Origin of the sequence: Amycolatopsis halotolerans, from assembly GCF_042647905.1 — a bacterium.
Classification (GTDB): Bacteria; Actinomycetota; Actinomycetes; order Mycobacteriales; family Pseudonocardiaceae; genus Amycolatopsis; species Amycolatopsis halotolerans.
The window spans coordinates 133,462-157,785 of sequence record NZ_JBHRWI010000022.1 but is presented as its reverse complement, the minus strand read 5'-3'; the positions used below and the strand labels follow the sequence as shown (position 1 = coordinate 157,785).

Sequence of the window (24,324 nt, the reverse complement as noted above, 5' to 3'; positions counted from 1 at the left end):
CCCCGCAGAAGGAAACCCTTGTGAGCGAGGAACTGTCGCTTTCCCTCGATGACACCGCGCAGCTCCGCCCGGTTCCGCGCCGCGCGCCCGTTCCGGCACGGTTGCACGAGTTCTTCGAACGCGCGTGTGACGAGACGCCGGACGCCGTCGCCCTGGAATGCGGAAGGGACCAGCTGACTTACCGTCAACTGGACGAACACGCGAACCGGCTCGCGCACGTGCTCATCCGCCGCGGCATCGGCCCGCATCGCCGGGTCGGCCTCCTGATTCCCCGGTCGACGCCGATGTACGTCGCGTTGCTCGCCGTGCTGAAGACCGGGGCCGCGTTCGTGCCGATCGATCCGGCGGCGCCCGCGGATCGCGTCGCCTATGTCGCCGCCGACTCCGCGCTCGACCTCCTGCTCGTCGCGCCCGAACTGGCCTCGGCAGCGGGCGAGGTCCGCTGCCCGGTGCTCCAGCCCGGGGAACTCGCCGCCGAGGCGATGCGGGCCAGCCCTGCCCGGCCGCAGCTCTGCCCGGTCGACGGCGAGCTGTGCTACGTCATCTACACCTCCGGGTCGACCGGGCGGCCGAAAGGCGTCGCGGTCGGCCAGGCGAGCATCTGCAATTTCATCGGGGTCGTCGCGGACGTCTACGGCGTGCGCCGCACCGACCGCGTGTACCAGGGCATGACGATCGCGTTCGACTTCTCGATCGAGGAGGTCTGGCCCACCTGGGCGGCGGGAGCCACGCTCGTCGCGGGACCGGCCGGCGCCGACCGCATCGGGTCCGGTCTCGCGAATTTCCTGGAACGGCACCGCGTCACGGTCCTGTACTGCGTGCCCACGGTACTGGCCACTGTGGACCGCGACCTGCCCGGCATCCGCACGCTGCTGGTCGGCGGCGAGGCCTGCCCTGGCGAACTGGTCCAGCGGTGGAGCAGGCCGGGGCGCCGGATGCTCAACACTTACGGCCCCACCGAGGCCACCGTCACCGCGACCTGGTGCGAGCTTCTTCCCGGCCGTCCGGTCACCATCGGCCGCGCACTGCCGACCTACCGGATCCGGCTGCTCGACGAGCGGCGGCGGCCGGTCCCGGACGGCGCCGTCGGGGAGATCTGCATCGGCGGGCCGGGCGTCGCGCTCGGCTATCTGAACCGGCCGGACCTGACCGCCGACCGGTTCCTCGACGACCCGCGGCTCACCGGCGGGGGCAGGCTCTACCGCACCGGCGACCTCGGGCGGGTGCTGCCCGGCGGCGAGATCGAGTACCTCGGGCGGGCCGATTCCGAGGTCAAGATCCGCGGCCACCGCATCGACCTCCAGGAGATCGAGAGCGTCCTGATGGAACACGCGGAGGTCGCGGTGGCGGCCGTCGCCCCGCATCCCGCCGCCCCGACCGAGGACCTCGTCGCGTACCTCGCGTTCACCCGGGGCGACCACGACCGGGACGCGATCGTCGCGCGGCTGAGGGAAAGCCTGCGGCAGCGGCTGCCCGCGCCGATGGTCCCCGGCTACGTCGACACGCTCGCCGAACTGCCCATGATGCCCAGCGGCAAGGTCGACCGCGGCCGCCTTCCCCGCCCGTCCGGGGCCCGGTTCCACGCGGTCGCCGCGGTGGCCCCGGAAACCGGCGCGGAACGGGCGATCGCCGCGGTGTGGGCAGAACTGCTCGGCACCGCCGAGGTGTCGGTCACCGCTGATTTCTTCCACGACATCGGCGGCCACTCGCTGCTGGCCGCACGCGCGGTTTCGCTGCTGCGGGAACGGGAAGTGGCCCCGGACGCATCCGTCGCCGACGTCTACGCCCACCCCACGATTCGCGCGCTCGCCAAGGCTTACGCGAACCGGACGCCCGCGCATTCGCGCCGCGAACCGGTCCAGACCGCACCGAGCGTCGGCCGGGCGCGGCTGTTCGGCTGGGGCACCGCGCAGGTCGGCGCGCTGTGCCTGCTCCTCCTGCTGCTCGGCGGACCGGCCGCGGCGATTCTGGGGCAGAGCGCGGGCGTCCTGTCGCTCAGCACCGTGTGGCTGCTGGTGGCGATCGCGCCCGTGCTGTACCTGACCGCGCGGTTCCTGCTGCCGATCGCCGGCGTCCGCCTGCTGTCGCGCGGGATCCGGCCGGGCGAGTATCCACTGTGGAGCGCCGCGTACTTCCGGGTGTGGCTCGTCAGCGGGCTGCTGGCGATGGCCCCGCTCGGCTCGATGAGCGGATCTCCCGCGCTGCCCTGGTATTTGCGGCTTCTCGGCGCCCGGGTGGGCCGGCACTGCCAGCTCGCGACCGCGAATCTGGGCCTGCCGTCGCTGCTGACGATCGGCGAGGACGTCAGCGTCGGCTACGGCGCGCACGTGCAGAACGTCCGGGTGCGCGGCAACCGGGTCGAGATCGCGCCGGTCGTGCTGCGCGACCGCGTCTTCGTCGGCGCGAACGCGGTCGTCGAGCCGGGCGCCCAGCTCGACGTCGGCTCCGGCCTGGCGGAAATGTCGGCCGCGGCGGCCGGGCAGCGCGTCCCGGCCGGGCAGTATTGGGCCGGTTCGCCCGCACAGCGCTGCGCGGAAACCGACCCGCTCGTCGCCGCGTTGCGCGCCCGGCCCGGGCAGGCGCCGTCCCGGGCGCTGCGGGCCCGGTTCGCGGTGGCCTGGCTGTGCGTCGAAATGCTGCCGCTGGTGTTCCTCGCCCCCGCCATCGCACTCGGCAGCTGGCTGTATCTCGCGCACGGCGCCGCAGGCGGATGGTGGGCGTGCCTGCTCGCCGGACCGGTCACCGCGGCCACCGTGTGCCTCGTGGTCTTCACCGGCAAACGGCTCGTGCTCCCCGTCACCCGCCCCGGCGTGCGGCACGTCGCCTCCTCGTTCGGGCTGCGCAAGTGGGTCGCGGACAAACTCCTCGGCGCGAGCCTCGCCGCGACCAACTCGCTCTACTCCACGCTGTACACGCCCGGCTGGCTGCGCGCGCTCGGCGCCCGCATCGGACCGCGCGCCGAGGTGTCGACGGCCTCCCAGCTCGACCCCGGATTGCTCACGCTCGGCGCGGAAAGCTTCGTGGCCGACATGGCCGCGGTCGGGGCCGCGACGTACTGCCACGGCCAGCTCGCGGTCGGCCGCACGACAGTCGGGACCAGGTCGTTCCTCGGCAACGCCTCGTTTTTGCGCTCCGGCGCCTCGGTCGGCGACGGCTGCCTGATCGGCGTGCACACCGCGGCGCCCGCCGACGGCAGCCCGGACGGCACGTCCTGGCTCGGCACCCCGCCGATCCGGCTCCCCCGCCGCCAGGACAGCGGCCGGTTCGCCGACGAGCTGATCTTCCGCCCGACCCGGTTGCGCGTCCTCGAACGGCTGGTCATCGAGTTCTTCCGGATCGTGCTTCCCGGCAGCCTGCTCGCCGCGGCCGGCTACCTCGTGCTGCTCGCCCAGCTGCAGGCCGGGAAATCGTCCGGCGTGCTCGCCGCCGTCCTCGTGACCCCGGCCGCGGTCCTGCTGAGCGGGTTCGGCGTGGTGCTCGCGGTCGCCGCCGCGAAATGGCTGATCGTCGGGCGGTACCGGCCGCGCGTCGAGCCCCTGTGGAGCCGGTTCGTGCGCCGCACCGAATTCGTCACCGCGCTGTACGAAACCGCTGCCGTGCCCGCACTTCTGGGATCCCTGGCGGGCACCCCGCTGCTGGGCCCGCTGCTCCGCCTGTTCGGCGCGCGGATCGGCAAACGCTGCTGGATCTCGACGACGTACCTGACCGAGTTCGACCTGGTCCGCCTCGGCGACGACGTCTGCGTCGGCCCGGCGACCTCGCTCCAGACCCACCTCTTCGAGGACCGGGTGATGAAAATGTCCACTGTGGACGTCCGGTCCGGCGCGAGCGTCGGCGCGCGCTCGGTGGTGCTGTACGACAGCGTGGTCGGCGATCGCACGGAGGTGGACGCGATGTCCCTGGTGATGAAGGGAGAACAGCTTCCCCCGGGGACCGCCTGGCGCGGCATCCCGGCGCGAGGAGCGTCCGGCTAGCCCGCGCGGACGCGCGTGTCCTCGACATCCGCAGTGGCAGCGTTGTCCCGCTGGGCCTCGACCTCGGCCAGCCGCTCCCGCAGCGCGCCGGTCATCAGACGCCAGGCATCCGAGCCCAGCACCAGGCGCCGCGGCGGATTCGGCGACACCGCGGCCCGGATGATGCCCTCGACCGTGCGTTCCTGGCTGTCGGTCATCTCCTCCACCGGGATCGGCTCCTGATCAGCGGGCCCGCCCCGGTAGGGCGCGCTGACCGGCACCCGGGCCGCCGCGTCGAAGAAGCCGGTGCGGACCATGCCCGGCTCGATCAGCGTGGTGCGGATGCCGAACGGCTCCACCTCGGCGGCCAGCGCGTCGAAGAAGCCCTCGATGCCCCATTTGGTCACGTGGTAGAGCGAGAACGACGGGAAGGCGAGCTGCCCGCCCATGCTCGACATCTGCGTCAGCAGCCCGCCGCCCTGTGCTCGCAGGTGCGGCACCACCGCGCGGGCGAGCTGGATCGAACCGGTGAGGTTGGTCGCGATCATCTGGTCGATCTGCGCGTCGGTCAGGTCCTCGGCGGTGGCGAACACTCCGTAGCCCGCGTTGGACACGACGACGTCGATCCGCCCGTGCGCGACGAACGCCTCCTCCACCACAGTGCGCACGCGCGCGGTGTCGGTCACGTCCAACGCCCGCACCCAGAGCCGGTCGCCGTACCGCGCCGCGAGGTCGTCCAACTGCTCGGGACGGCGCAACGTCGCCGCGACCCGGTCCCCGCGCGCCAGCACCTGCTCCACGAGTTCCCGGCCCATCCCTCGCGAAGCACCGGTCACGAACCAGCTTCTCGACATGATCGTCTCCTGTGTGTTTGACCTGCTGGAATCAACAACCTCAAGCATGCCAACAAAACTTCATGCGCGGGATGACACTTCCGGATCGAAGCCATACGCTTGCCGTATGGGTGAAGTAACCGTGTCCGGCCTGCGGGCAGTCCGGGAGATCGCGTTGACCGGATCGTTCACCGCCGCCGCGCGGTTGCTCGGCTATTCGCAACCGGCGATCTCGCGTCAAGTCGCCGCGATGGAGACAGCGACCGGATCCGCGCTGTTCCTCCGCGAAGGCCGCGGCGTACGGCTCACCCCGGCAGGCGCCGTCGTCATGGAACACGCGGGCCGGATCCTGGCCGGAGTCGAAGCGCTGCAACAGGATCTCTCGGCCCTGGACGACCGATTGTCCGGCCGGATCAAACTGGGCGCCTTCCCCGCCGCAACCGCCGTACTGGTCCCCCTGGCCCTCGCGCGCCTGCGCACCGAACACCCCGGCCTGGAAGTGACACTGGCCGAAGGACCGACACCCACCCTCCTGCGACAACTGCGCGCCCGGCGCTTGGCCCTAGCCGTCATCGGCGTCGGCGCAGGACTCCCGGACTACGACCTGTCCGGCCTCGGACAGGAGACTGTGTCCGACGGCGGCCTGTGCGTCGCGGTACCCGCCGACCACCGGCTCGCATCCGCCGCTGCCGTCCCTGTGGCGGAACTGGCTGGCGAAACCTGGATCGCCGGCGCAGGCACCGGCGGCGATCCCCAGTTCCAGGCCTGGCCCACCCTCACCGCTCCGCTCATCGGCCACGCCGTCCGCGGCTGGCCCGCCCGGCTCGGCCTGGTCGCCGCGGGACTGGGCGTATGCCTGGTGCCGGAAGTAGCCGCCCTGTCCATCCCGGCCGGAGTGACCACCATCGACGTCGACGACCCAACCTGGCTCGGCCGATCGACTGTGGCCGTCACTCCGCCGGACCCGGACGCCGAGACTGTCGCTGTGGTCGCCGCTCTGCGCCACGCTGGCGAGGAGATCCGGAGTCGCCGCCGGAATCTTGCGCGACTCGGGACGTAATGCGCGAACCGCCCAGCGCGTTGTTCACAACCGGTTGTTCACGTCTGCGTCTCCCGGCGGTGAACAACGGGGCCGCCCTACAACGAACTCCGGACGGACCCGAGGCCGTCGACGCGACGGCCGCGGCAACGGGTCCGGAAAGGGGAATCATGTTGCGGACAATCGTCATCCGGGCGATGGCTGTCGCCGCGGCGGGGATGCTGCTGGCGGCGCCCGCGGCCACCGCCACGACAGCGCACGCCCGGTCCGGCGACCACCTGAACGGCGCGTTGGTGAAGTTCCACACCACGGACAACGACAAGGACGGCGACTCGCACGTCACCGTCTTCGTCAAGGAGCGGGACGGGACCATCGCCGCCCGCATCGACAACGATTTCGGCCGGTTTCCGGACAACAGCGACAACGGCCCGTTCACCCTGGACGTCATCGACCCCGCCTCGCGCGACGACTTCGCCGGCGGCGAGGTCATCGTCCGGATGGACCCCAAGGGCCATGACACCTGGGAATTCACCATGTACGTCGAGCTGCAGTTCGACAACGGCAGGAAGAAGAACGTGCAGTCGGAAAACCTCCGGCTCACGCAGGACGGCCGCCAGCAGTCGTTCCCCATTCCCTGACGGTTCGCCGCGTTGTCCTCCCTCTCGGGGTGGGGAGGACAACGCGTTCAGGGGCAGGGCGGCCGGTAGTCCAGTTCGGGGAAATAGGCGTCCCATTCGGCGCGGCTGATCCGGGGGTGGCCGAGCGCGCAGGCCCGCGCCGCGGCCCGCTCGACGTCGGTCTCCCACTGCCGCACGGTGTGATCGCCCGACGCGGTCAGGGGCACGGCGGCCGGTAGTCGAGTTCGGGGAAATAGGCGTCCCATTCGGCGCGGCTGATCCGGGGGTGGCCGAGCGCGCAGGCCCGCGCCGCGGCCCGCTCGACGTCGGTCTCCCACTGCCGCACGGTGTGATCGCCCGACGCGGTCAGCGCGAACCGGCCGTCCGGGCTGAACGCCGCCCCGGTCACCCCGTCGCTGTGCCCGCGCAGCACTCCCTGTTCGACCGGCTTGCCCGGATCGCTGATCTCCCACAGCCGGACCGTGCGGTCCTGGCCGCCGGTGACGAGCCGGCGGCCGTCCGGGCTGAAGGCCACCCCGTAGACCGCGTCGGAGTGCCCGCCCACGACCGCGGTCGTCCGGGGACTCCTGGGGTCGCTGAAATCCCACAACCGGACGGTGTGGTCGTTGCTTCCGGTGGCGAGATGCCTGCCGTCGGGACTGAAGGCGAGCCGGCCGATCGAGTCGGCGTGGCCGGTTCCGGCCGCCACGAGCCGGGGCCGCCCGGGGTCGGCGACGTCCCACAGCCGGAGCACGCCGTCCTCGGCCCCGGTGCCGAGCAGCCGCCCGTCCGGGCTGAAGGCGACCGAGTCCGCACCGCCGGAATGGCCGGCCGCGACGCCCAGCGGCCGGGGCCGGGACCGGTCGGCGAGGTCCCACAACCGCACGGTGCCGTCCCAGCTCGCGGTGGCGGCCAGCCGCCCGTCCGGGCTCAGCACGGCCCGGCTCACCGCCGCCGTGTGTCCGTTGAGGACACTCAGCTCGCGCGGGCGGGCGGGATCGGCGAGGTCCCACAGCCGCGCGGTCCGATCGCGGCTCGCGGTGATCAGCGACCGCCCGTCGCGGCTGAACTCCGCGGTGAACACGGCGTCCGGCTGCCGGATCGTCGCCAGCGGCCGGGGCCGCAGCGGATCGGCCGCGTCGAGGAGGCGGACCGTGCGGTCCATGCCCGCGGTGGCGATCAGCCGGCCGTCGGCGGAGAACGCCGCCGAGACGACGGTGTCCGCGTGGTCGGCGAGCGGGAGGGCAGCGAGGTCCGTCAACCGGACCGTCCGGTCACCGCCGCCGGACGCGAGCGTGTTGCCGTCCGGGCTGAACGCCAGCGCGTAGACGGTGTTGGTGTGCCCGGCCAGCGCGGCGATCCGCGGCGCGCGGGCCGGATCGGTGACGTCCCAGAGCAGCACGGTGTTGTCGTCGCCGGCGGTGGCGAGCAGCTTCCCGTCCGGAGAGAACCGGAGCGTGTTGACTGCCGCGGTGTGTCCAGCGAGGACCGACAACCGCCGCGGGCGTTCCGGATCGCTGACGTCCCACAGCTTCGGCGAGTAGTCCCGGTCGTCGCCGGTGGCGAGCAGCCGTCCGTCCGGACTGAACACAGACCTGCTCCGGCCGTCCACAGTGGACATTCGGCGGGGCTGTGCCGGATCGCGCACGTTCCACAGCGCGGTGCCGTTGTCCGGGCCGGTGACGGCGAGCAGCGAACCGTCCGGGCTGAGTTCGGCGGAGCGGACCGAGCCCGCCGAGACGGGGACGGCACCGGCTGGCTTCGGCGCGCGAAGGTCGGTGATATCCCACAGCCGCACCGTTTCGCCGCCGGTGACGAGCAGCCTGCCGTCGCGGCTGAACGAGACGGCGGTGACGTTCGCGGTGTGTCCAGTGAGGACAGTCAGCCGTCGCGGGCGAGCCGGCTCGGCGAGGTCCCACAACCGCACGGTTCGGTCAGCGCCCGCAGTGACGAGCACCCGGCCACCCGGCCGGAACCGTGCCGCCCGCACCGCACCGGCGCTGTCGCCGATCGTGCCCAGCTGCCGGGGCTGGAAGGGGTCGGCGACGTCCCACAGCCGCACCGTGCGGTCGGCGCTCGCGGTGGCGAGCAGACGCCCGTCCTCGCTGTAGCTCGCCGAGTAGACCCGGTCGGTGTGCGCGGTGATCCTCGCGGCGTACGGCGTCGCGAACGTGCTGAGCAGGCCGTCGCGAGTCTCCGGCATCGGTGCCAGCCGGTACGCGGCGAGGCTCAGCTGCACCGAGAGCGCCGGGTTGGTCGCGCACATCGCAGCGGCGTCCGCGACCGCCTTGCGGGCGAGCGCGGTGTCGCGCCGTTCGGTCGCGGCGTTCTCCGCCCGCACCGCGATCACGATGGCTCCGGCGGCAAGCAGCAACAGCACCGCGAGCAGCCCGGCGAACTGCTGCAGCCTGCGGGTCCGGCGGCGCACCGCGGCCTGTTCCCGGGTCCGCGCGGCCAGGCTGGCAGAGAGGAATTCCCGCTCCGCCGGATTCAGCGCGCCGTCGTGCTCGCGGGCCCAGTCGTCGGCGAGGGTGAGCCGGGTGCCCCGGTGGAGGGCGCCGGGGTCGCGGTCGACCGCCTGCCACGCCTTGGCCGCCTCGGTCAGTTCCCGATGCACGCGCAGCCCGTCCCGGTCCTCGGCGAGCCAGTCGCTCAGCCGGGGCCAGTTCCGGATCAGCGCTTCGTGGGTGATCTCGACGGTGTCGCGGTCGATGGTGAGCAGCCGAGCCGCAGCCAGCACTTCGAGGACCGCGGCGTCGTCCTCGCCGGTGTCCGCTTCGGCTAGGCCGACCCGGCGTTTGGTGTCCTCGGTCCCCTCGCCCAGCGCTGTCAACCGCACGAACAGCCGCCGCGCGATCTCCCGCTGCCGCTCGGTCAGTGCGGTGTAGACCGTCTCGGCGGTGCGGGCGACCGCGTGCTCGATCCCGCCCGCCGTCTAGTACCCGGCCACGGTCAGCGTCGCGCCGCTTCGCCGCCGCCAGGTCTCCAGCAGCGCGTGCGAAACCAGCGGCAGCACCGAGGGCCTGCCGACCGCGTCCGCGACCAGCCGCGACACCAGCGCCGCCTCCACCATGCACCCCGCCGCGGCGGCGGGCCGGGTGATCGTTTCGCGCAGGTCCTCCGGCGTCATCGGCCCGACGAGCACCTGCGCGCCGCGCAGCGCGTCCACCAGCGCGGGATAACGGGCGCAGTGCCCGTAGAAATCCGCCCGGACGCCGATGACGACGCGGGCCCTGCTCGCCGGCCCGCTCGCCGCGGCGACGAGCGCGTCGATCAGCCATTCCCGCTCGTCCTCGGCCCGGCAGAGCGTGAAGACCTCCTCGAACTGGTCCACGACGAGCAGCAGGTCCGCGTCGGACGGCCGGTCCGCCATCGCCTGCCGGATCAGCAGACGCGCGTGTGCCGGGTCGGCGGCGAGCTCGGCCCGCAGCGCGGGCGCGGACCTCCCGGTCGGCCCGGCGAGCGCGACCGCGAACTCCTCCGCCGGATGCGCGCCGGGAGTCAGCACCGCCACCGGACTGCCGCCGCGCTCGGCCCGCGCCGCGAGTCCCGCCCGCAGCACCGAGGACTTGCCCGAGCCCGAGGCGCCGAACACCCCGGTGAACCGGCGCCGCGCCGCCAGGTCCGCCAGTTCCTCGACGACCCGGTCCCGGCCGAAGAAGCGGTCCGCCTGAGCCGCCTGGAACGCGACGAGCCCCAAGTACGGCGCCCGTTCCCCCGGCTCGTGCTCCTTCTCCGGCCCGGCGGACCGCTCGGCCGCGATCTCGGCGACCAGGGCGTTCCAGCGCTCGCGCCACTCCTCGACGTCCCCGCCGCAGCCGCGCACGTAAGCCAGCGTCACCACCAGGCTGGGCACCCGCCGGCCGCTCGCGGCCGTCGACAACGCGGCCACCGAGTAGTTCACCCGCCCGGCGAGCTCGCGGTAGGTGGGGGTGCCCGCTTTGTCCCGCAACCGGCGCAGCCCAGCGGCGAACCTCCCCAGCGCGCTGTCCTCCGCGTCCAGCGGGCGCTCACTACGCGGCACCGTCACGCTCCCTCGACCGATGCCATTGTTGACAGCCGCGTGGTTCACCGTCCAGCTTTCCGGCGGCAGACAACACTGTTGCCTTACCAAGATCTCCGGCGGCCGGAGATCCTCGAGCCAGGAAAGATTCGCGGCCGTCGGGCATGAGGTATCGCGATCGGCTGTTTTGCCGAATATTCAGTCAGGCGAAGTCTCCTCGCTCTTTTCCGCGGCAGAATGCACGCTTCATTGCCGGATCAGCGACGCTGTTTCCCTGGCGCAGACAGGTTTTCCGGTTCGCCCCGTGAGCGAGGCGAGGAAGGAAAGCCACGGCGCAACGGGAGCGGCACGGACCCGCACTCGCGGCCGAACTCGCTGCTGCCGATTTGCCAATGACCGCCGACGACGGCTCTCGGTCGCCCTGCGCCGGTCTTGCCGAGTTCGGCCGGGTGGGCCAGCTGGCCGGGCTGATTCGCGGCGAACTCGGCTGGGAAGCAATTCCCCGCGCCGGAGGAAAACCCCTGGCGCTTCGGCAGTTACCGCAGGCGGCTGGAGAAGAACGACACGATCTCGCGAACAGCGGCGCCTCGCTGCTGTCCAGGCGTCAGCTTGCCGACACAGCCCGCGGTCGTGTCGTCCTCTCCGCCGATCTTGCCGGGCGACCATTCGGTATTGAAGAAGTTGTGGTTCGCCCCGGTGAGCGTCACCGAGCTCGCGTCGGGGTTCTTTCCGACGACGTCCTTGACGTACTGCAGCCCTACGGTGCCGACAGCGCCGTCGCAGCTGCTGACGACCACCTTGAACGGCACGCGGGTCACCAGCACGTCGCTGTTGTCGTCCTCGGTGGAGTTGAAGTAGACCGGCGCGAGCGGGACGACCGCACGGATCCGGACGCCGGCGGGCCACTCGGGCGTGTGTTTGTCGGAGGCCTGCCACATCACGCCCTTGCCGCCTCGGGAATGGCCCATCGTTCCGACGCGGGAGAGGTCGACGTGGCCGCGAAATCGTCCGAGGGTGCTCGCCAGGGGGCCTTCGCCGCGGGCGAGGTCGCGCCAGAGCTCCAGGTGTTTGTTGACCAGGTGGGCACGGGCGAAGTAGCCCTCGTCGCCGAGGAGGTGCGCGTTGATGGCGTTGGCGCTGATGGAAACCACGACGAAACCCCGTTCGGCCAGCTTCTCGCCGAGGTAGTCGTAGCCGCGGTAGCTCGGCAGCGTCCGCTGTCCCGGCGGGCAGGGCCAGTCGCCGCCCGGGGTCTTCGCGACCGGGTCCACGCAGCTCCACCAGCTGCCGTGCTCCTGCACGATCAGCGGATGCGGCCGCCCGCCGAGATCGCGCGGATAGTGCACGACGGCGGCCAGCTCCATCGGCACGGACACGGTGGGATCGCGGAAAGCCTGGTCGCCGAGGTTGTACTCGACAACGCCGACGCCCGGCGCGGCTGCCGCCTGCGGCGCCAGGATCGTCACCAAGGCCAGTGCCAGCGCGGCGACGGCCATGCGGAGGAAGGTCATGCCGCACAGGGTGCCGAAGAAGTGTCAAAGACTCATGAGCGTCGGCAGCCCGTCTTCTGCCAAGGTGGAAGCACCGAGGAGGAAAGGCGGACACGATGCGGACTTGGCGAAGATGGCTGGCGGTGGCGGTGCCGGGACTGTGCCTCGCCGCCTGCACCGGCACCCTGACCCAGCCGGAAACCACTCCTGCGCCCCCGACCACGCCCGCCTCCTCCCCCGCACTCGGCGGAAACCAGGACACCGCGCGGTTCGCCCCGACGGCGCGGACGCGGGCGCGGGAGGCGGGCGTGTCGCCGCGGCTGGTCATGGCGATCCTGTTCAACGAGTCGTACAAACCGCACGACCCGGGTCTCGAACGCGCCTGGCAGCGGATGAAACCGGGGGCCGCGTTCGGGGTCGCGAACATGCACGAGGCGACCTTCGACGCCACGAAGAAGGGCCGGGCGTTCGCCGGGCGCTCCTGGGACCAGCTGCCGGACGATCCGGACCTGGCGATCCAGGCCGAAGCCTGGTACCTGCACGACCTGGCCGCGCAGCTGCCCGCGCACCGGTCCGGCCCGATCACCGCCGACGAACTGCTCGCGCTCGGCTACAACGCCGGGCCCGGTGCGATGAAGACCTTCGCGCGCGGGACCAAACCGGGTCCGCAGGCACAGTCCTATTTGGACACTTTGCGCGGGAATTGGGCCAAGGCCGGGCAGGCGCTCGGCGAGTCCTGACCAACTCCCTCAGCGGGCCAGGCGGTTCGGCGGCGGTGCACCAGGATCGTGCGGCGAGGGGATCTTGACCGACCGGTACCCGTTGCCGTCGCGGCGTGCCGTCCACCGGCGCCAGTGCTTGGCCGAGAGGCGAACCGGGGCGTGCTCCCGCACCTGCGCGGCCGCCGCGGCCAGCCGTTCGTCGCCCGGGAACGAGAGCCACAGCGACAGCGATGAGGACGCGGACCCGATCGTCGCCCGTACGCCGGAGGCGCCGAGCGTCCGGCCGTATCCGTCGACCGCGAATCCGCCGGTGTCCTCAGTGGACACTCCGGCGCACGGTTCGCGGGTGCCAGCGTCGACGAGGCGCACGGGGAGGTTCAGCACCAGGCAGGCGAGGGAACGGCTGTATTGCGTGACGTCCTCCGGCTCGGCAGCGTCGAGTGCATTGAGGACAGCGAACGCGCTGTCGTCCCGGACGCCCCATTCCCGGTGCGTGCGCTCGGTTCGCTTCGGGCCGCCGAGCAGATCGGTGGCAATTTCCTGCCAGCATTGGGTGCGTTCGGCGGGTCCGCCTGCCCAGAGCTGGAACGTCAGGGCGGGTGTGGCAGCGGGCTCCGTGCAGGCGTCGAGGAACGCGCGCACCTTCGAGTGGGCCGCCGAGGGCTTGCGGGTGCGCAGCGCGTGCGCGCCTCCGGAGGCCGCCGGGAGACCGTCGTAGGTCACGATGTCCGGGCGCGTCATGATGGCGCCGCATCTGAGGCGGTGTCCCGAAGGAAGGCGAACCGGGCTCGCTCGGATTCCGCGTCGAAGTCGGGAACGCGCGCCGCTACGCGTGTGACGAGTTCGTCGAGCGCGGCACGCACGGCCGGGCGCAGCAGCGCGGCCGGATCCGTCGTCCGCAGCACTTCCTCGCTGTTGAAGCGAAGCTCTCCGCTCACGGTGCGCTTGGCGAGCATCACCCGGGGCCGACGCAGTCCGGTCGGCTCGGTGACGACAGTGAGGTCGCCGCCGACGGTCACGAACAGGTCGAAGTCGAACTGCCATTCGAGCCGACCGAGTGCGGCGCGGATCCGGGTCAGTTCGGAGATCACGTCGAGCGGGATCGCCGGTCCGCCGTAGACAGTCCGGAAGGACAGGCGGCCCGGAAGCACGGCGCTCACGCGAAGGTTCCGATCCGCCAGAAGCCCTCGGGCGCGCCAGCGGGAATCAGCGGCGTGATCCACTCCGTGACGACCTCGACGACGGCCGCTTCGAGATCGTCGCGCGTCCACCCGCGCGGACGCGGCGGAACCGCGGGCACCCAGCCGTCTTCGTCCCACACCACCCCGAAAAGGTGCCGATCGTCGTCGAACCGGCGGTCGAGAGCGAACGCGTCGGCTCCTTCGAACCGGGCCCAGACGTCGAACGGGCCTTCGCCGTCCTGGTCCACGAAGACGTCGATCACGATGCCCTCGGCGCGCGCCTCAGTCCAGAACCGCTCCAGCCTGGCGGAAGTTTCCTGCGCCGCGGTGCCGAGGATCCCGGTCACCGCGGCCCGGTAGTCACCCGTGTCCACGAGAGCGAGCTTATCGCCGGAGGTCAGGAGCGGGCCAGAAGCGTCCAGTCCGCTGTGGACTCGGCCATCCGGAAGTGCTGCGCCAGGTAGCCGCCGTAGATGCGGGTCATCGTCTCGACGGTGTCCTGGCAGCAGCCCTGCCCGGCCCGCAGCTTGGGCACCATGACCCACCGCGCGTCCCGGAAAACCTGGTCCGCCGGCGGGTGCGTGCGCTCGTCGAAGCTGATCTCCAGGTCCCACCAGAGCGGGCCGCCGGTCACCGGGGCCAGGTCGAGCGCGAAGGCGAACGGGTTGGCCAAGGACATGCTGGCGACGCGATCTCCGGGCCGGATGTGGCGTCGCAGCAACGCCAGGCCGTCGTCGAGCATCGCTGGCACGTCGGAAGCGTTGCGGTACGCGGTCTGCCAGGTCGCGTCCGGCGGGATGACGAAGTCGCCGAGGTGCGGGCTGGTGATCCGCTGCGCCGGCGGGGGCGCTTCGACGAGGTGCCGGCGCGTCGCGCTGATGCCGAGTGCCAGCGCATCCTTCCCGGCAATCGGCGCGGTCGTCACGATGAGCAGCAGAACGAGCCCAGCGAGCAACGGCGCCGGAATCCGGCGTTGGCCGTCCCCTCCGGTCCAGCGCGGCAACTCCGGTTTCAGAGCCGCCACGAGCACGAGCGGGATGACGACGAGTGCGGCGAGGTCAGACTTCTCCGGGCTATTGGCGGCGGAGATCACGACACTCGAACCGAGCACGAACAGCGTGATCAGGAGCAGCCGCCATGGCCGAACCGGTTCTCCGCGCCGTCGGGCGAGGAAGAAAAGCCCGGCCACGACGAGCAAGGCGAGCGCGCCGACCGGAGCGTTGTACGCGACGGCGTGCAGCAGCATGCTCAGCCGTTTCCCGCTTCCCTGCGCGGCGAACGCCGTCGCGACGTCGCTCGCGTAGCCGATCGGACTGATCCCGAAACCCAGCCAGAACACCACCACGACCAGCCCGAAACCGGCGAACAGGCCAGGCATCTCCCGCGCGGCGAGGGTCCGCAGGAACAGTCCGAAGATGACGGCGACCACGCCCAGCAGGAAGAAGCTCACCTTGTCGTAGGCGAGCAGTCCGAGCACAAGGCCGAGGACGGCGCCGTCGGCCAGCGGTCGCCGCGTGCGCGGACGGATCAGCACGGCGAGCAGGAGAGTGGAGTAGAGCAGCCAGCCGAACTTGTTGTAGAGCATCGCGTACGTGGTCGTGCCCGGCGAGTAGCCCGGCGGCCGGACGGAAATGACCAGCAATGCCATGAAGACGGTGAATCCTGTCGCGTACCCGCCGGGCAACCGCCGATGGGAAACATATCCGGCGAGCACCGCCGAAACCGGAAGAAACAGCAAACAGCCGTATCCGACTGCGGCAAGCGAGGGAACCGCTTGCAGCTGAATGCCGAGCGAAGTGAGCACATAGACCAGCGGGCCGATGGCATTCGAGAAATCGGTGCCGGGAACTTGCCCCTGCGCGATCCGGTAACCGCCGTCCAGCAGGATGAAATTGTCCCACGGCGCCACGAGCGCGACCGGGCCGAGCCACCAGGAGTACAAGCCCAGCAGGACAACGCCGACCACGGTCAGCAGCGGCCACCGCACCCGGCGGCGCGCATCGCGCACGGAAGCATCGGAATCCTCGAGCCGGACATCATTTTCTGCCGACATGCGTTTCCCATCCTCGGGATTCGTTCGACTGATCATTTCGAGGCGCCGAAGACCCGGCCACCCCGCGATGCCTCGTAATCGAGACGGAAACACCAGGCGTTACATTCTATTTCCAGCAGGGAAAATTATCGACAAGATAATTGATGAAGCTCTTTTCCACTGCCGGCGCGGCGGGATAATTGACACCCGCGGGCCGCCCCGGTGTGCCGCCAACGCCGGGCGAGGAGCGCAATTATCGACTCGCGCACCGCAATCTCGGACATGGAGGCGGGAGCCGCCCGGCCCTACGGTTCGTCTCGTGGCTGAGATTTCCGAGAACGACCCGTCGCCCCGCCCCGAGCCGATCCGCGTCGCCGAAGAGGATCTTGCCGATCTGCGCGCCAGGCTGGACCGGGTCCGGCTTCCCGAACACGAGACCGTGCCGGACGCGGCCCAGGGAATCCAGTTGGCGCAGTTGGCGAAACTGCTGACGGCCTGGCGGGAACACGACTGGCCCGCGCGGCAGGAGCAGTGGAACGCCATCCCCCACTACCGGGCGGTTCTCGACGGCCTGGGCATCGCGTTCTGGCACGTACGCTCCCCCGAACCGAACGCGCTTCCGCTGATCCTGACGCACGGCTGGCCCGGCTCGATCCTCGAGTTCGAGAACGTCATCGGGCCGCTGAGCGACCCGGTCGCGCACGGCGGTTCCGCGCGCGACGCCTTCCATCTGGTGATCCCGGCGCTGCCGGGCTTCGGGTTCAGCGACCGGCCGCGGGAGCGGGGCTGGGATCCCGGTCGCACCGCACGGGCGTGGGCGCGGTTGATGACCGTGCTCGGCTATCCGCGTTTCGGCGCGCACGGCGGGGACTGGGGCGCGTTCGTGAGCACCGAACTCGCGCGGATCGTGCCCGAGCGCGTCGCGGGTCTGCACCTGACGATGCCGGTGGCCTCGCCGATGCCCGACGACCTGCTCGCGCCCAGTCCCGCTGAGCAACGCGTCCTCGACCGGCGCACCCTGCACCTGACCGACGGCTACGGCTTCGGGATGCAAATGAGCACGCGCCCGCAGACCCTGGGCTATTCGCTGCTCGACTCCCCCGCCGGGCTGGCCGCGTGGCTGGGCGAGAAATTCGCCGCGTACGCCGACAACCGGCCCGAAATCGGCGGCGGCGTACGCATTTCGCAGCAGGTCGACAACATCGCCCTGTACTGGCTGACCGGCACTGGCGCCTCGTCGTCCCGGTGGTACTGGGAGGCGATGCGGTGGGTGCCGCGCAGCGCGGAAGCGGAGAACGCGCAACCGGTGACCGTGCCGACCGCCTGCTCGATCTTCCCGGCCGATCCCTGGCCGGCCGTCCGGCACTGGGCCGAACGCCGGTACCTCGATCTGCGCTCCTGGCACGAACTCGACCGCGGCGGCCACTTCCCCGGTCTGGAGCAGCCGGATCTGCTGGTGTCCGAGATCAGGGAAGCGTTCCGGCACCCGCGAACCGGTTCCTGATGCCGTCCCGGTCAAGAATCGCGGTACGCCGAAGGCCGCATTCCCGTGTGCCGCAGGAAAGCCGTCGACAGCACGGCCGGGCCCGCGAAGCCGCATCGACCGGCGATCTGGGAGACCGTCAGGTCGGTGTCGCGCAACAGCCGCTTCGCCTCGTCGATCCGCAACCGGGTCAGATACCGGTACGGCGTCGCCCCGGTCGCCTCCTTGAAGACCCGCACCAGGTGGTAGACGCTCAGGTGCGCCTCGCCGGCGAGGTAGGCGAGGGTGATCGGCTCGGCGAGCCGCTCGCGCGTCGCCGCGACGACCGCCCAGACCCGCGGATTCTCCCGCTTCGGCCGCGCCCCGGCGGACAGCCGCGTATGGCGGGTGAGCAACTGCATCGTCAGGAACGCCGCCGCGGACTCGGCGTAGAGATCGTCGGCTTCGCCCGCGCCGCCGAGGGCTCGGATGATCTCCTCGACCAGCGGATCCCCTGCCGTCAACGAAGCGGCCATGGCAGCGAAGTCCACTGTGGTGCCGCCGAGCTGCGCTGCGGTCGCGTCCACAGTGGAGCGCGGAATGTGGACCTGCACGCTGTTCAGCACCCCGTCCGCCCGATAGCGGCGCACGGCGGGCTGATCCGGCGGCAGCAACTCGAGGCACCCCGGTGTCCAGGGGCTGCGTGCCCACCGGCCGCCTCTGCGCGTCTCCATGACCGCGCGTCCCTTGGTCGGCAACACCAGGTGCAGATCCGCCGCGGCCGGGAGTTCCATCTCCTCGGCCACGGGGACGTGCTCGAAGCGCTGCACGAGCAAGGACTCCCAGCCGGAGTCCTCCCAGCTGCAATACGTCCGCCGGACGTAACGGCCCATTTCGAACCCGGCGTACGGCCGGAGATCCAGCCGCGTGGAGTCGAACACCATGGTCCACAGGCTATCGACGCTCGACACCAGGAGGTTCCATGACCGCCGCACGCACCGCCGCCCAGGCCTTGCACGCCGCCGTCCGGAAGCGGGACAAAGCGGCTTGGCTCGGCCTGTTCGCCGCGGACGCCCTGGTCGAAGACCCGGTCGGCCCCTCGCAGTTCGACCCGGAAGGCACCGGGCACCGGGGCCGCGACGCCGTCTCGGCGTTCTGGGACCAGGCCATCGCGCCCAACGAGTCGATCGAGTTCCTCTTCGACGATTCGTTCGCCTGCGGGAACGAAGTCGCCTTCACCGGCCACGTCCGCAGCCAGCACGACGGACACGTGCTCGAGGCCGAGGGGGTGTTCGTCTACCGGGTGGACGAGGCGGGCAAGATCGCCGCCGTGCGGGCTTTCTGGGAGGTCGAGCGCACCATGCGGACGATGCGGCCCGCCTGACCGCTACGCACGGCCCGAGAGCCGGAGACGGGCGGCGGTCCTCCGCCAGGACAGCCAGAACACCGCGTACGGAATCCCCGCCAGCAAGCCGAGACCGGCAAGGGAGAGGCCTACTAGAAATACCGGGTAAGAGTCTCTGCTGCCGCTGCCCGCGTGGCCGTTGGCGAAAATCAATGCTGCCCAGCTCAGCACGACCGCCGCGGCAGCGATCAGGACCACCGCGGCCGCGGCCAGGCGCCGGAGACGGTGTTCCCAAGGCAGCAGAGGGGCGGCGGGGCCCCGCTCGCCTTTCGGGACCCGCAGCCAATCCACCGCCGCCACCACACCGAGGACCAGGCCCAATCCGGTGCAGCCCATCCCGAAGGTGAAAGCGGCGCCGGCACCGATATTGGCACCGCCATTGGGCGGCTCGGTGATCTCGGCGAGGAATCCCAGGCCCAGCAGCGCAACTCCGGCCACGAAGAGCCAGATCGCGGCGAACTTCAACGTCCTGACAGTAGTTCTCATGGTTCCTTCCGGCTGAATGACGCTTCCGCGAGGCGACCCGGCTGCCGGTTCGCCTCGCAGTCCCCCCTGATCACTCAGCCGCTCGTGTCGGACACCAGGAGTGAACGAAACGCATGAACAACTGATTTCAGGCAAACGCATCTTATCCGGTCGTAATCCGCCTGGCGGGGCCTGAGAACGGTGTCGCCGAATGGTTACCGAGCGCCGCTCCCGCTCACCCCTCGCGAGGGGCCGGGATCGCGACCCCGCCCGCGGGCCGGTTGCCGCGATAACGGGCCACCGCGACCCGGACGCCGTTGCGGAACGCGTCCGGCGTCGCCGCGAGGACGGTGCTGTGCGGCACCGGACGCGGCACGTCGAGCCCGGTCATCGGCCGCGCGAGGCCGATCCCGCGGACCGTCCACCGCGGCCGCCCGTCCTTGTCCAGGTCGGTGAATTCCAGCGAGACCGGGCGCATCGCCGCCACGCGCACGAGCCCGCTGTCCGGGCCGGTCGGGATCAGCACGTCGCCCGCGTCGAGAAGGAGGCAGACGCGCGGGACCGGCGTGCGGCCGTCGATCGCGACGATGCCGCGGCGGCCGCGTTCGGGCGACCGGAGCAGCCGGACGCATTCGCGGTGCGTCAGCTCCACGTCGTCCATCGCCCGGCTCCTCCCCTGCGCCCTGTCCCGATTCCACCCCGCGGGGGGCGGGAACGCCCACCGCCGGACGTCACTTCCTCAAGGGACTCAAGGCCTTCACTGAACTATTCGCCGGAAAAGTCGATCACGCCAGCCCTGTTCACCGGGTAGTGGAGCCCTCGGCCGCCCGCACCGCTAGCCGCGGCTGTCCCACGGACTTCCGACGCCCGTCCGGGTCGCGCTGCTGCCGGGCGGCAGGCCAAGGACGTCGAGCAGGCTTTGGTCCTCGTCGACGGCGTGGTGCAGATGCCCGGTCCTGGCGGTGCCGCGGTCGAGGTCCGAGACGCCGAGGAGATGCCAGACGCCGTCGCCGCCGTGCCGGACCCGCAGAATCGGCTCGCGGAGCTCGAAGACCTCGGCACTTTGAACGCAGGTCGTGCGCAGCAGCCAGTGCAGCAGCCACCGAGCCCGCCGGTCGCGCTCCATGACCAGGTCGGCGACCGCCCAGACGAACGGCAGGTCCCCGTGGGCGCGCGCCTGCTCCGCGGTCAGGTCCGGACCGCCTTCCGGAACGCGCTCGAACGGGTCGTCGGTCAGGGAGAACGCGTGCCCGTCCCCGTCGTCGAAGACGACCGCGTGGAAGGTCCCGCCGCCCGGGTTGCCCGCCCCGATCCCGACCGAAAGACGGGCGACGTGCGGGTCCGCCCCGGTGGTCCAGCCGAGCGCGTACGAGGCCAGCTCTCCCCGAGGCCCGACGAACTCGCCGAACGCCCGCCGGTCCATGCCCGTGACCGCTCTGGTCGGCACCTCGACCAGGGTGCCCTCCACCACCTCAATGTCCACGGGCGAAAGATAGCGGATCAGCTGGTCGGCCCCAGCGTCGTGAGTACGGTGACGCGATGGACTCCCGGGATTGGCACGCGCTGCCTGGACCGACGTGGTACCGGCCGGCGGAAGCCGCTGCCGCCGCGGGAGATCTGGACCAGCCAGCGTCTCCGGACGACGCTGCCTCGGCGGTCCGCCGCTTGGCCGCCGCAGTGGTCAACGACCACGCCGGGACCCTGTACCCGGCCGCCGTCCCGGCGGCGCGCGTCCTGCTCGCTGTCGTCCGGGACCTGCCGGGCAAGCCGCGCGGTGCAGTGCTGAATACGTTGCTGGACTGGTGGGGCTGTTTCGTCCCGGAGCCCGGATACGACCGCTACCGCGGCCACGACGGGGAGCCGGTCGACCTGATCGAGGCAATCGAACGCCAGATCCGCGGCGCGGCGGGAACGTTGCGGACCCTGGCCTGCTCGGATGGCGACGCCGGGAAGATGGCCGAGGACTTGCTGGCGCACCTGGAGGCGGGAAGCTGGTCGGACCTCGTCGCTGACGACTGACGGAGCGGATTTCGCCAGCTCCGGTCGACGAACCTCCGCTGGACGCCTGATCGTCCCCGGCGATCCACGCTGCGCGGCGGAAACCGCTGGGGCGACCAGGGCCCACGCCTCCGTTCCGCTGTGGATCAGGCGCAGTCCCGGCTGATGGCCGCGTTGATCCGCGCGCCCTCGGACCTGCTCACCGGATGCTGCGGAGTGCTGAAACTCTGGACCGCCTCCCCGTCCGGGTCGGCCAGGCGGGCGTTGAGCGCGGTGCACTGCCGGACCGCGCGCTGCGGGAAGTCGGGCAGTTCCTGCCGAAGCGAAGTCCTGTGCCACCGTGTCGGCCGGGTTCTCGGCCGCGTCCCGCATCCAGCTCGGCAGGTACTTCGGGTCCGCCTTGATCGGCGCGGGCGGCGGACCGGACTCCGAGGCAACTGGGCTCGTCGACGACGGTGCGCTCGCCGGGCTGCTGGCGGGCGCGGCAGCGGGCGGTGCTGAACCGCAGGCCGCCAGCACAGCCGTGGCGCCGACAGCCGTCAAGAGGACGCGAAGTGGCCGCCCCGCGAGCTGCGCCGGGGTCAGCCTGGTGAAGTGTCGTCGATCCACCCGTTCCGGCGGAGAAGTGGTTGCGCGTCGCTACTCCGTTCCTGAGCCGGGCTCGTCGGCGGCAAGAGTGCCCCGCCCCGCGCGGGAGGGGTCCCGGTGTTGTCAGCACGCCAACCGATCGGGGCCGCATGGTCCGGGCGCGCCGGGGTACCCGTCGGGTGAACCCCCGTTTCCCGGCGACGGTCAGGAGGACCCCATGCTGGCGCTGCTCGGTCTGCTTTTGGTGATCTGGCTGGTGTGCATCGTGCTCGGGGTGGTGATCAAGGGCCTGTTCTGGCTGATCGTCGTGGGCGCGGTCCTGTTCGTGGCGACCGCGCTGGTCGGGTTCGTCAAACGGGAGGCGCTCGGGCGCGGGCGCTGATCGCTCCGGCCCGCGTCGAAACCTCTCGGCGGCGAGACGATCGCAACACCCGGGCCGGCCCTTCCCGGCTTAGGCTGAAGCCATGGCCGACACGACACCGCCGACTCCGCAGGAAGCGTTCGACCTGCTCATGGCCGGCAACCAGCGCTTCGTCACCAGCGCCCCGGAACACCCGAACCAGGACGCGGCCCGGCGCGCCGCGATCGCACCGAACCAGTACCCCTTCGCGGTCCTGTTCGGCTGTTCCGACTCCCGCCTCGCCGCCGAGATCATCTTCGACCGCGGCCTCGGCGACCTGTTCGTCGTGCGCACTGCGGGCCAGGTGATCGGCGGCGAGGTCCTGGGCAGCATCGAATACGGCGTCGACCTGCTGAGCTGCCCCCTCGTCGTCGTCCTCGGCCACGACTCGTGCGGCGCCGTCGGCGCGGCCCGCGCGGCACTGGAGGACGGGCTCGCGCCGGTCGGCTACATCCGCGACGTCGTCGAGAAGGTGACCCCCAGCGTCCTCGCGGCGCGGGCGGCGGGCCGGGTCGAACCGCACGAGATCCTCGCCGAGCACGTCAAGCACACCGTCGACCTGCTGCTGGACCGCTCCCGCGTGCTCGCCGACCGCGTCGCGGACGGCCGGGCCGCCGTCGTCGGCCTGCGCTACCGATTGGCCGACGGCAGCGCCGAAGTCGTGGCCGCACACGGCATCGACGTGCCCGTCGCCAACTCCCCGGCCTGAGCGGACCGCTTCGCCGCCTCGCGATCCTCCTCGGGGCGGCGAAGCCCGTGCGTGAGTCTACTGTGGACAGACCGGCCTTTCGGGCAGCGTCCGCGCGCGCAACAGGCAACTCCGCAACGGATTCGCTCCTCGCCGTCCTTCACAAGGCATAAGGTCGTCGCTGAAGCCAGCGACGACCGCCGGAATTCCCTGCGACACAACGGGTGCCGCCTCGAAGGACGAACGATGCCATGAAACTCCTCTTCAGCGCGACCCCCGCGTTCGGCCACATCCTGCCGCTGGTTCCGCTCATGCAGGCGGCGGTCGAGGCCGGGCACTCAGTCGCTCTGCTCTCTGGCGCCGGATTCCAGGCCGCGATCACGGACGAACTTCCCCCGGAGGTCGCGTTCCTCGGCGCCGGGGCGATGCCGGGCGAGTTCTCCGAGGAAGCGGCCCGCCGCACCGGAGCCGACGTGTTCCATCCGACGCCCGCGGTCATCGGCGAAATCTTCGGCGGGGCGCGCATCGACCTCGGGCTCGCCGACAGCATCGACAAAGCCGCCGGCTGGCACGCGGACCTGGTGATCGCCGAGCCGTTCGACGCCGTCGCCCCCCTCGTCGCCGCCCGGCTGGGAATCGCCTGGCACCGGGCTGGACTCGGTCCGGCGCTCCCGGCGGTGATCAGCGACGAGATCGATCGCGCGGCGTCGGCCCGCCACGACCGTCCGGTCCCGGCCTCGAGTTATCTCGATCCGTGCCCGCCGCAACTGCAGGATCCGGACTGGTCCCCCGGCTCTCTGGTACGCCCGGTCCGGCCGCGGGCTCACCGCCGGGCGAAGGACGTCGCGCTGGAACTGTCCGAATTCGACACCCCCGGCAAGCCGACAGTGCTCGTCACGTTCGGCACCATCTTCTCCGACCCGGACGTGCTCTCCACGGCCGTAGCGGCGGTCGCCGACAGCGGGGCCAACGTCCTCGCCACGCTCGGCTCGTCGCTCCGGCATCCCACCGCGAGCCAGGAGATTCAAGCCGACCCGCGCGTGCGGTACGTGCCCTTCGTGCCGCTGAGCCAGTTGCTCGACCGGGCGGATCTGGTGGTCGGCGCGGGCGGCGTCGGCACCATTCTCGGCACCCTGGCGCACGGCCTCCCCATGGTGCTCTGGCCGCAGGGGGCCGACCAGCCGATCAATGCCGCCCGCGCGGCCGCGTCCGGGACGGCGATCACGGTGGATTCGGCGGCCGCGATTCGTGCGGCCGTGGCGGAAGCGCTCGAGAACAGCGTCTATCGCCGCGAGGCTCGGAAGGTCGCGGCCGAGATCGCCGACCGTCCCGATCCTGGCAGTGTGATCGCCGAGATTGCCCAGCCGTAGCAAGGATTCGCCTGCTGGACGGCGATCTTCCTGGCGGGTGCTGGCCTGACGCCATTCAGCCACCGGCCAGCACCCGAC

General features: G+C 71.4%; 22 protein-coding genes and 1 pseudogene. 10 read left to right on the top strand and 13 right to left on the bottom strand.

Translation table 11 applies throughout. The annotated features are described in order from the left end of the window. Positions 1-20 precede the first annotated feature (20 nt). Positions 21-3,974, top strand: coding sequence for a Pls/PosA family non-ribosomal peptide synthetase (locus ACFORO_RS19310; protein ID WP_377870822.1), 3,954 nt, complete (start codon positions 21-23; stop codon positions 3,972-3,974). Here the strand turns inward: ACFORO_RS19310 and ACFORO_RS19305 are convergent. After that, positions 3,971-4,807, bottom strand: a complete 837-nt coding sequence (locus ACFORO_RS19305; protein WP_377870823.1) for an SDR family oxidoreductase — start codon at positions 4,805-4,807, stop codon at positions 3,971-3,973. The two genes, ACFORO_RS19310 and ACFORO_RS19305, sit on opposite strands and share 4 nt — an antisense overlap. 106 nt (positions 4,808-4,913) lie before the next feature. Here ACFORO_RS19305 and ACFORO_RS19300 point away from each other — a divergent pair, with 106 nt between their 5' ends. Next, a complete protein-coding gene (locus ACFORO_RS19300; protein WP_377870824.1) occupies positions 4,914-5,846 on the top strand; it encodes a LysR family transcriptional regulator in 933 nt (310 codons plus the stop codon). Positions 5,847-5,995: 149 nt separating this feature from the next. Next, positions 5,996-6,463, top strand: a complete 468-nt coding sequence (locus ACFORO_RS19295) for a hypothetical protein (RefSeq protein ID WP_377870825.1) — start codon at positions 5,996-5,998, stop codon at positions 6,461-6,463. Positions 6,464-6,510: 47 nt separating this feature from the next. Here ACFORO_RS19295 and ACFORO_RS19290 read toward each other — a convergent pair whose 3' ends face one another. The 4 genes and pseudogenes from ACFORO_RS19290 to ACFORO_RS19275 form a co-directional block, all read right to left on the bottom strand. Then, entirely contained in the window at positions 6,511-6,669 is a 159-nt protein-coding gene (locus tag ACFORO_RS19290; protein WP_377896602.1) for a hypothetical protein, read from the bottom strand. Continuing rightward, positions 6,660-8,645: a WD40 repeat domain-containing protein gene (locus tag ACFORO_RS19285; RefSeq protein WP_377896608.1), complete on the bottom strand. Its 1,986-nt coding sequence runs from the start codon at positions 8,643-8,645 to the stop codon at positions 6,660-6,662. The genes ACFORO_RS19290 and ACFORO_RS19285 overlap by 10 nt, the downstream gene beginning before the upstream one ends. A gap of 369 nt (positions 8,646-9,014) precedes the next feature. After that, positions 9,015-10,466: pseudogene (locus ACFORO_RS19280) on the bottom strand (nSTAND1 domain-containing NTPase); the annotation flags it as partial. Between the two features lie 515 nt (positions 10,467-10,981). Continuing rightward, a complete protein-coding gene (locus ACFORO_RS19275; protein WP_377870826.1) occupies positions 10,982-11,956 on the bottom strand; it encodes an alpha/beta hydrolase family protein in 975 nt (324 codons plus the stop codon). 95 nt (positions 11,957-12,051) lie between these two features. Here ACFORO_RS19275 and ACFORO_RS19270 point away from each other — a divergent pair, with 95 nt between their 5' ends. Beyond that, complete coding sequence (locus ACFORO_RS19270; protein WP_377870827.1) at positions 12,052-12,675, top strand: transglycosylase SLT domain-containing protein; 624 nt, start codon at positions 12,052-12,054, stop codon at positions 12,673-12,675. A gap of 9 nt (positions 12,676-12,684) precedes the next feature. Here ACFORO_RS19270 and ACFORO_RS19265 read toward each other — a convergent pair whose 3' ends face one another. Genes ACFORO_RS19265 through ACFORO_RS19250 form a run of 4 tightly spaced genes read right to left on the bottom strand, consistent with a single transcriptional unit; the run spans position 12,685 to position 15,891 of the window. Next, entirely contained in the window at positions 12,685-13,398 is a 714-nt protein-coding gene (locus ACFORO_RS19265; protein WP_377870829.1) for a hypothetical protein, read from the bottom strand. Beyond that, positions 13,395-13,817, bottom strand: coding sequence for a hypothetical protein (locus ACFORO_RS19260; RefSeq protein WP_377870830.1), 423 nt, complete (start codon positions 13,815-13,817; stop codon positions 13,395-13,397). Before ACFORO_RS19260 ends, ACFORO_RS19265 begins: the two co-directional genes overlap by 4 nt. Then, complete coding sequence (locus ACFORO_RS19255) at positions 13,814-14,212, bottom strand: DUF6389 family protein (RefSeq protein WP_377870832.1); 399 nt, start codon at positions 14,210-14,212, stop codon at positions 13,814-13,816. Before ACFORO_RS19255 ends, ACFORO_RS19260 begins: the two co-directional genes overlap by 4 nt. A 23-nt stretch (positions 14,213-14,235) precedes the next feature. Next, positions 14,236-15,891, bottom strand: coding sequence for a hypothetical protein (locus ACFORO_RS19250; protein ID WP_377870833.1), 1,656 nt, complete (start codon positions 15,889-15,891; stop codon positions 14,236-14,238). Positions 15,892-16,189: 298 nt separating this feature from the next. Between ACFORO_RS19250 and ACFORO_RS19245 the strand changes: the two genes are divergently transcribed. Then, on the top strand, positions 16,190-17,374 hold the full coding sequence (locus ACFORO_RS19245) for an epoxide hydrolase family protein (RefSeq protein WP_377870834.1): 1,185 nt from the start codon (positions 16,190-16,192) through the stop codon (positions 17,372-17,374). Between the two features lie 11 nt (positions 17,375-17,385). On the opposite strand, the gene ACFORO_RS19240 is transcribed toward ACFORO_RS19245, so the two are convergent. After that, on the bottom strand, positions 17,386-18,276 hold the full coding sequence (locus tag ACFORO_RS19240; RefSeq protein ID WP_377870963.1) for a helix-turn-helix domain-containing protein: 891 nt from the start codon (positions 18,274-18,276) through the stop codon (positions 17,386-17,388). Positions 18,277-18,314: 38 nt separating this feature from the next. Here ACFORO_RS19240 and ACFORO_RS19235 point away from each other — a divergent pair, with 38 nt between their 5' ends. Then, positions 18,315-18,716, top strand: coding sequence for a nuclear transport factor 2 family protein (locus tag ACFORO_RS19235; protein ID WP_377870835.1), 402 nt, complete (start codon positions 18,315-18,317; stop codon positions 18,714-18,716). Positions 18,717-18,719: 3 nt separating this feature from the next. Here the strand turns inward: ACFORO_RS19235 and ACFORO_RS19230 are convergent, their stop codons facing one another. The 3 genes from ACFORO_RS19230 to ACFORO_RS19220 all read right to left on the bottom strand — a co-directional run bounded on the left by ACFORO_RS19230 (position 18,720) and on the right by ACFORO_RS19220 (position 20,685). Then, a complete protein-coding gene (locus tag ACFORO_RS19230) occupies positions 18,720-19,223 on the bottom strand; it encodes a hypothetical protein (protein ID WP_377870836.1) in 504 nt (167 codons plus the stop codon). A 214-nt stretch (positions 19,224-19,437) separates the two neighbouring features. Next, positions 19,438-19,863 (bottom strand): hypothetical protein, encoded by a 426-nt coding sequence (locus ACFORO_RS19225; protein WP_377870837.1) that lies wholly within the window; start codon positions 19,861-19,863, stop codon positions 19,438-19,440. A 174-nt stretch (positions 19,864-20,037) separates the two neighbouring features. Beyond that, on the bottom strand, positions 20,038-20,685 hold the full coding sequence (locus ACFORO_RS19220; protein ID WP_377870838.1) for a hypothetical protein: 648 nt from the start codon (positions 20,683-20,685) through the stop codon (positions 20,038-20,040). Between the two features lie 56 nt (positions 20,686-20,741). On the opposite strand from ACFORO_RS19220, the gene ACFORO_RS19215 reads away from it, so the two are divergent. From ACFORO_RS19215 to ACFORO_RS19200, 4 genes are all read left to right on the top strand, one after another. Then, positions 20,742-21,221 carry a hypothetical protein gene (locus ACFORO_RS19215; RefSeq protein WP_377870839.1) on the top strand — a complete coding sequence of 160 codons (480 nt, stop codon included), beginning with the start codon at positions 20,742-20,744 and terminating at the stop codon, positions 21,219-21,221. A gap of 784 nt (positions 21,222-22,005) precedes the next feature. Further along, the gene (locus ACFORO_RS19210; protein WP_344273237.1) at positions 22,006-22,170 is read left to right on the top strand and encodes a hypothetical protein; all 165 of its coding nucleotides are present in this window, start codon (positions 22,006-22,008) and stop codon (positions 22,168-22,170) included. 82 nt (positions 22,171-22,252) lie between these two features. Further along, a complete protein-coding gene (locus tag ACFORO_RS19205) occupies positions 22,253-22,897 on the top strand; it encodes a carbonic anhydrase (protein WP_354735415.1) in 645 nt (214 codons plus the stop codon). A 230-nt stretch (positions 22,898-23,127) separates the two neighbouring features. Next, on the top strand, positions 23,128-24,246 hold the full coding sequence (locus ACFORO_RS19200) for a glycosyltransferase (protein ID WP_377870840.1): 1,119 nt from the start codon (positions 23,128-23,130) through the stop codon (positions 24,244-24,246). The last annotated feature ends 78 nt before the right edge of the window (positions 24,247-24,324 follow it).

Coding starts and splice junctions, on each gene's coding strand:
- ACFORO_RS19215 (WP_377870839.1), top strand. CDS start 20,742: ATGGACTCCCGGGATTGGCACGCGCTGCCTGGACCGACGTGGTACCGG.
- ACFORO_RS19200 (WP_377870840.1), top strand. CDS start 23,128: ATGAAACTCCTCTTCAGCGCGACCCCCGCGTTCGGCCACATCCTGCCG.
- ACFORO_RS19265 (WP_377870829.1), bottom strand. CDS start 13,398: ATGACGCGCCCGGACATCGTGACCTACGACGGTCTCCCGGCGGCCTCC.
- ACFORO_RS19305 (WP_377870823.1), bottom strand. CDS start 4,807: ATGTCGAGAAGCTGGTTCGTGACCGGTGCTTCGCGAGGGATGGGCCGG.
- ACFORO_RS19300 (WP_377870824.1), top strand. CDS start 4,914: ATGGGTGAAGTAACCGTGTCCGGCCTGCGGGCAGTCCGGGAGATCGCG.
- ACFORO_RS19225 (WP_377870837.1), bottom strand. CDS start 19,863: ATGGACGACGTGGAGCTGACGCACCGCGAATGCGTCCGGCTGCTCCGG.
- ACFORO_RS19285 (WP_377896608.1), bottom strand. CDS start 8,645: ATGCCGGAGACTCGCGACGGCCTGCTCAGCACGTTCGCGACGCCGTAC.
- ACFORO_RS19230 (WP_377870836.1), bottom strand. CDS start 19,223: ATGAGAACTACTGTCAGGACGTTGAAGTTCGCCGCGATCTGGCTCTTC.
- ACFORO_RS19235 (WP_377870835.1), top strand. CDS start 18,315: ATGACCGCCGCACGCACCGCCGCCCAGGCCTTGCACGCCGCCGTCCGG.
- ACFORO_RS19270 (WP_377870827.1), top strand. CDS start 12,052: ATGCGGACTTGGCGAAGATGGCTGGCGGTGGCGGTGCCGGGACTGTGC.
- ACFORO_RS19295 (WP_377870825.1), top strand. CDS start 5,996: ATGTTGCGGACAATCGTCATCCGGGCGATGGCTGTCGCCGCGGCGGGG.
- ACFORO_RS19275 (WP_377870826.1), bottom strand. CDS start 11,956: ATGACCTTCCTCCGCATGGCCGTCGCCGCGCTGGCACTGGCCTTGGTG.
- ACFORO_RS19250 (WP_377870833.1), bottom strand. CDS start 15,891: ATGTCGGCAGAAAATGATGTCCGGCTCGAGGATTCCGATGCTTCCGTG.
- ACFORO_RS19240 (WP_377870963.1), bottom strand. CDS start 18,276: ATGGTGTTCGACTCCACGCGGCTGGATCTCCGGCCGTACGCCGGGTTC.
- ACFORO_RS19210 (WP_344273237.1), top strand. CDS start 22,006: ATGCTGGCGCTGCTCGGTCTGCTTTTGGTGATCTGGCTGGTGTGCATC.
- ACFORO_RS19205 (WP_354735415.1), top strand. CDS start 22,253: ATGGCCGACACGACACCGCCGACTCCGCAGGAAGCGTTCGACCTGCTC.